The sequence below is a fragment of the Nitrosomonas sp. Nm84 genome (genome assembly GCF_003201565.1).
Taxonomy (GTDB): Bacteria; Pseudomonadota; Gammaproteobacteria; order Burkholderiales; family Nitrosomonadaceae; genus Nitrosomonas.
On the sequence record NZ_QJJP01000053.1, the window covers coordinates 1 to 6,194 of the forward strand.

Here is a 6,194-nt window from a genome sequence, read left to right on the forward strand (position 1 = left end):
CAAAACCTTACCCAAGATTGATGAAACCGAGGGGGCAAGCATGTGATGAAATCCGTATGCACGGTCACCCAAAAAAGCTTAAGTAAGTGCCATTCAGTCATTACCCTAATTTTGTGAATTGTTCTAATAATGCTTTGTATAGCCAAGCTGCCCCCCAGGCTGTTATAAAAATCATGAACAGAGTTGCACAAATATATAAGATGTTTCGAAATATTTTCTCAATCATGTCCTTACCTCAATCTTAGTTAATTAATTTGTGACTTGAATATATACTTATTATCATCTCATCAAAGTCAGGATACTTTCCATATAAATAACCTTGATGTTTGAATCCTGAGTTATCAGTAAGCTCCTGTTGCGGTTTAATCTCTTTCGGGTTTAATTCCTCGTTCCTTGCGACGGGGTGCTTTATCCTTTTGGCCCGACTCTTTCTATCATCCAGAATGGCCCTGACTATTGGTGTGCTGTCGTTCTTTGATTGTGTTGATGGCATATTATCGAAAATACATGTTGATAATTATCAGCACGACTGCAAAGAAAGCTGTGTAATACGAATATTTTTTTGTGTCTCGTAAGTGATCGTCTTTAGATGGGAATTCAACATTGTTGGTATTGTTGCCATATTTTTTATTAATATATTGATATACTTGCTTATAATTTGAATACATGTAACGATGATAAATTGCCATTGCAAAAGAAGCTAATAGACCAACCCATCCTAATAATTCAATCATCACTTATCCTCCAGCTCGCATCATATTAGCTTCCGGTATCGACGGAGGGGCGCGCGATTGGTATGGCAGCAGAATTCCCCGCCTTTTCGATTAGTAAGCCCGTGGATTGCCATTTGCATGCTCTTATTTCAAAGGTTTTAGTCATTGTCTCAAGATTATCCCAACTGGATAGACTGCATGTGGATATAGAGGTTTCCTGTATATCGTCAAAGCAATATGGACAGCTGGCCACCTGCATTAAGAGGTACTTTAGCTCATCAGTTTTAAAATTTTGATGGGTTATCGTAATACATTTATCATCGCATCGCTAATTGGGAGTTGTGGATCAGTTGCGGCGCGACATGATCGCGGCTCGGGTGGCGCTGTCAGCCAAGGTGGTAAGCAGAGTGGATGTTTTTTCTGCACCTGGGTTTTTCGAGAATTCATGAGCGGTGTGGGCTAGGAATTCTCCAAGTTGTGCATCGGGAAATTGTTGTGAGATGAATCCTGTAAGTGTGATTAGGGCAATTTCGATAGCTTCAATTTCTTTGTTCATGGAAGCGCCTTTTAAGATTGAGTGTGATAGTTGAATTCTAACTTTTTAGGCACCTTCTTTGGTAGTGCAAAACGGCTGTTAGTTAATTAGGAAAAATAGATGATTGCGGTTATTGATGATCGGCAGGGAATTGTATGTTCGATAACGAACAGAGAAACTTAGAAGTTTGAATGATAATGGCTATTAGTATTCATCCGACTTTAATGATGAATCTACCGCACCAGCCAGAGCTTTCACTTTATAGCTTAGTCGGATGGTTGGATTGTGCAGTGCTAAAACCCAGTGCGTTTTACTCCCCTTTACGCACTGGGTTTTATTATCAGTTTACACTGTGAAGTTTGCATGCATAGCTGGCTTGTCATGCGCGGTTAAGTCTACAGTCGCTTCCTTTATATTTTCCACTCTAACTCGAGCTGCCTGATTTGGGTTTTCAATTGCCGGATTTCTTCTTGCTCAGGCATCAGCTTCCCACTGTCTCGGAATGCCTGATCCACACCATCCTTCGCATATTGGCATTGATTTCCAGGATTCGAGATACTTTTGTCGTTGCATGACCCTGATCCAATACCAGACTGATTGCATCTAATTTAAATTCTTGTGTATTGCTTTCTCGTTACCATTTTTTCTTCCAGAAAGCTATTTTCTCTTAATTGGATTGTCAGGATTCATTAAATTATGTCAAGTTAATTTAATTTAATATAATCATCAGTAATAAGAGAGATTTTGAGTACGTGAGTATTACAAAACAGTGTGATTAGGCGCTTTATTTACCAGAGAATTAACAGTGAGCAAGTAATTTTTCCACATACAATAACTTGTTAACTGATTGATTTTATGGCTATCATTATTCCTGCTTGCTGAAAAGTTATTGTCATTTATCCATTCAGAGTTAGCAATGCGACAATTTGTCGCATTGACTTTGGCATTTAAACTTGTCAACATAAATTTATAGGGTTTAAAAACCCTTAGATAGTGTAATCGTGCGTTGTTTGCTGCCGACAAAGTGTGTTAAGTCGTTTCTGGCGGGATTGTCTGATTCATTTTTCTACTTTTTTGCGTAGACGCCACTACGAATGGTGGCAGTGAAACTAATAGGCCAACAATCATGCCGCTTACACGAAAGAAGTAAGGCGAATGGAGCAGGCGAATTGAGTGACAACCATAAACGCGCCAATGCTTCGCTAAGCTTGAAATTGGGATACTGAAGTTCTGGAACTTTATGTATTATTGATAATGGTTGTAAGCATCACGGAGCAAGGATCTGTAAAAATTTTAATGAATTACTGAAAACTAAACCAAGGAGACGTCATCATGATACAAAAACGGAAAATAGGGCTTACTACTGCAATCGTTCCATTTCTAGTGGCTACAGTCATTTTCACAGCTAGTGCTATTGCAGCAGATGGAAATGAAGGAAAAAACGATCCTTCTGTGATGAAAAGTGAACCAAACGGTGTCAGTAAAGAAGAATTCATGAGACACCACCAGTGGATGTTTGAACAAAATGACGCAAACAAAAATGGCTACCTTGATGCCGATGAAATGAAAAATCTACATAATATGGTAAAGAAGATGCACGAACGCTTTGAACATAAACACTAATTAGTATAGAGATATTTATTCGTGGCCTTAGCCGGCAAATTTCTTATGTTGTCGACTAAGGTTGATTATTATGATGGTTTCGGTTGACAGTTTTAGTAAAAAGAAACGGTTTCCAGGAGTCATTCATAAATCTACAAACTTTAGAAGTTCAGAACTGATGTGGCTCACGAGGGTGTCCTAGATTTTGTGTAAACGGTGTTTAATAAAGTTGAGGCATTCTTTCTTTAAATTGAATAGTAAGCCTGTTTAGAGCGGGCTTCCAATCTTTAAGTGGCATAGACTATTTTTTGGCGATATTGTTGAGTGCCAAATAGAACAATTTGATGACAGCTTCATCGTTAGGAAACGATCCCCGGTTTTTGCTGACTTTGCGTAGGCTCATATTGACTGATTCAATCGTATTGCTGTGTAAATGATGCGACGTATCTCAGTTGCTCCACTTATCTTCAAAGTCTGCTAGGCTTGTTCAGCTTCATCAATCGTGGCGACGCTGTAGACCAGGCGTAAATCAGCAGCCACTTCCTTGCGCTTATTCCACCCGACGTAATTGAGGCTGTTACGCACCATGTGCGCGATACAGGGTTGTACAGTGGCATATGGATGACGGTTTCAATCACTTCCGGGAAACCCTTTAGGCTATCGACACAGGCGATAGGGATTTGCGTGTAGTCATTTTTACTCCCAAAGTATATAAGCAGTTTCCTGCTAAATGACCATTTACACAAAATTATTTACACCCTCATATCTGGCAGGCGGAAACATGGGAAAAAGCGTATGCAGCATTTGATAACTGTATTGAGCGTTTCAGTCCGAAATATCCCAAAGCGATGGAATGCCTGGCAAAGGATAAAGATTCCATGCTGGCCTTCTATGATTATCCTGCGGAAAACTGGCAACACATTAGAACAATCAATCCAGTTGAATCAGTTTTTGCAGCGGTTGTTCGGTTGAGAGGCTATAAATTGCTGGCTGATGTCATTCAAGGCATAAAATTCATTAACGGCGTTAAAAAAAATGGAGATCAAAAACAGCGAGCCGATTGATTCTCCATACACCAGATTTGACTATCGATCATCCGACTGTTCGAATTTGCGAAGCCACTTCTATGCAAAAAGCAGGATAGGCATTAACGCAAGATTTCCACTTAAGAAATGCAAAAAACTGTCCAATTAAGTGAAGCCACTTCATATCGCAATCGGAAAGAGCCAACTGATGCAACTTGATTCAAGAAAATATGTCTCCGGAAAATCCGGGGCGATTCACAAAAAATATTTAAAGTTTTAATGATGAAATCCGAAATAAATACTTACACTAAACAGAAATGAAAATTAATACGTACAGTTATCGATAAGTGCAACTAAAAATCTAGCAAGGATTTTTATTAACTGTAGAAAACAACATTCGCTATATAGCAGCTTAAGTTAAACTAAGAAATGAAGCTCAATTTGAGGGTTCAATATGCAGCACTTCAGGTGATTCCGCATCGTTATATACAATGAATACAAGTCGTGATAAAACTGCACTCATTAAAGAATAATAGAGTATATGGAACTAGTAAATTACTTATTGCTGTAAAAATGTTGTCTGCGATAATAAGATCTTTATTTAATAAGTGGTATTAAAGCACATTTTAATGTCAGGTATACCGCAAGATACTTTAGATCTTTGTATGAAGAAATGCAAAACTAATTCTCAGATAGTTTCTAGATAGCAATTTTATCTCAGTGATTCTTCAAGAAGAGGCGCTGAATGTATGATGTATTAAAACTGATTATAGTAAAACTGTTTAAAGGTAAAGCAAATGGCCAATAAAGCAGAGCGTGTACTTGCAAGAATTTCACACAAAAGAATGGGTGATACGAGAGTTCTAATTGTTGTAGATAAATATATTTCTGGCAAGACTCTGAAAAATATGTTGGAAGAGTGGGAACATAGCATCACCGGTGTTTGCACCTCAGGTCAGGAAGCTTTAGTTAGAATGAGAGAGGACAAGCCTGATCTTATTTTAACCGATATAGAGTTAAGTGATTGTAATGGCATACATTTAATGCAGCAATTAAACTTACAGACTGATAGCTCCAATCTTTGTATCTATTTTACAGCCTATGCTACCGACTTAGTTGTACAGCGCACTATAAATTTTGCTACTACTTTGGGTTACAACATCAATAAATGTAATACTGAAAAGCTTCGTAGAAATTTTGAATCTAGTTTTTGCCAATATTACGGCATTGATCAAACTATGAATCTTGCAAAACAATCGAGTGCACAACCTATTCGGGTTTTATTAGTTGATGATCAGCAAATCGTGCTTTGGGGGTTGGAAAAGCTTATAGGCAGTCAAAAACCACGAATGGAGGTTGTCGGTGCCGTTACAAATATATCTGATGCTAGACGTATCGCTACAGAAAAACAACCAGATATCATTATTCTCGATATTTATTTAGATGATGCTGATTGCGTGAGTTTTATCCCAGATTTCGCCAATAATGGAAGTACACGTGTTGTGGTTTTTACCGAGGCACATGATAAGGAGGTAGTTGACCGTGCAATACTAAGCGGTGCAAGAGGCGTAGTGCACAAAAAAGAATCGATGCAAACAATATTGAGGGCTATTGAAAAAATCTATGATGGCGAATTATGGCTTGATCGCGTAACCACTGGTCGCATATTCCTCCAAAGTTCACGTATGCGAGGAAAAATATCTCACGATGCAGAAACAGAGAAAATCACAACACTTACTCGCAAAGAATGCATGATTCTTAGAGCATTTTCAGATGGAGTCGGTGGAGAACAAAACAAACAAATAGCAGCCAAACTGTGTATGAGTGAACATACGCTACGTAATCATTTAACTTCTATTTTTAGTAAACTAGGAATTAAAAATCGATTTAGCCTTTTTGCATATGCCAAACAACATTTCCAGCAAACCCCGGGTTCATAAAGCTCCTTCCTGAAGCTTACTCTGAGAAAAGAAAAACTGAGGTAATGATGTGTGCTGTCAAAAATGAGTGCTGTCAAAAATGAGTGCGCTTGATTGGTAATTCTCCCATTATTAACTGAAGTTAGGCCGTTCGTGATTATAGATCCACAACCATTTTGTTGCATAGTCTTGAACTTCGGCAATTGATTCAAAGCTGTGTTGGCTTAACCAGTCATAACGCACGGTTCTGTTGTAACGTTCAACGTAGGCATTTTGCTGAGGTGAGCTATGATTATTTCTGGTGCATGTCAGGAGAAGAAAGCGGTGTAACCTGTTGGTAGAGATCTCGGCAGATCAACCAATAAAAAAGGGAACACCGCAATGACAGATAATAATGTTT

At 38.5% G+C, this 6,194-nt stretch carries 3 protein-coding genes and 4 pseudogenes; 3 read left to right on the plus strand and 4 right to left on the minus strand.

Annotation, left to right across the window (positions count from 1 at the left end):
* Positions 1-1,059: 1,059 nt before the first annotated feature.
* Entirely contained in the window at positions 1,060-1,269 is a 210-nt protein-coding gene (locus C8R34_RS15705) for a hypothetical protein (protein WP_110342185.1), read from the minus strand.
* Positions 1,270-1,661: 392 nt separating this feature from the next.
* Positions 1,662-1,889: pseudogene (locus tag C8R34_RS17210) on the minus strand (transposase); the annotation flags it as partial.
* Between the two features lie 691 nt (positions 1,890-2,580).
* Here C8R34_RS17210 and C8R34_RS15710 point away from each other — a divergent pair.
* Positions 2,581-2,871, plus strand: a complete 291-nt coding sequence (locus C8R34_RS15710; RefSeq protein ID WP_110342187.1) for a hypothetical protein — start codon at positions 2,581-2,583, stop codon at positions 2,869-2,871.
* A gap of 199 nt (positions 2,872-3,070) precedes the next feature.
* On the opposite strand, the pseudogene C8R34_RS15715 reads toward C8R34_RS15710, so the two are convergent.
* Positions 3,071-3,524: pseudogene (locus tag C8R34_RS15715) on the minus strand (transposase); the annotation flags it as partial.
* Positions 3,525-3,614: 90 nt separating this feature from the next.
* Here C8R34_RS15715 and C8R34_RS15720 point away from each other — a divergent pair.
* Together C8R34_RS15720 and C8R34_RS15725 are read left to right on the plus strand one after the other, a co-directional pair.
* Positions 3,615-3,914: pseudogene (locus tag C8R34_RS15720) on the plus strand (transposase); the annotation flags it as partial.
* 758 nt (positions 3,915-4,672) lie between these two features.
* Positions 4,673-5,815 (plus strand): DNA-binding response regulator, encoded by a 1,143-nt coding sequence (locus C8R34_RS15725; RefSeq protein ID WP_110342189.1) that lies wholly within the window; start codon positions 4,673-4,675, stop codon positions 5,813-5,815.
* Positions 5,816-5,926: 111 nt separating this feature from the next.
* Here C8R34_RS15725 and C8R34_RS15730 read toward each other — a convergent pair.
* Positions 5,927-6,076, minus strand: a pseudogene (locus C8R34_RS15730) (integrase core domain-containing protein); the annotation flags it as partial.
* Positions 6,077-6,194 lie beyond the last annotated feature (118 nt).

Bases quoted from the DNA above. Each gene is read 5' to 3' on its own strand.
- C8R34_RS15710 (WP_110342187.1), top strand. From the start codon at position 2,581: ATGATACAAAAACGGAAAATAGGGCTTACTACTGCAATCGTTCCATTT.
- C8R34_RS15725 (WP_110342189.1), top strand. From the start codon at position 4,673: ATGGCCAATAAAGCAGAGCGTGTACTTGCAAGAATTTCACACAAAAGA.
- C8R34_RS15705 (WP_110342185.1), bottom strand. From the start codon at position 1,269: ATGAACAAAGAAATTGAAGCTATCGAAATTGCCCTAATCACACTTACA.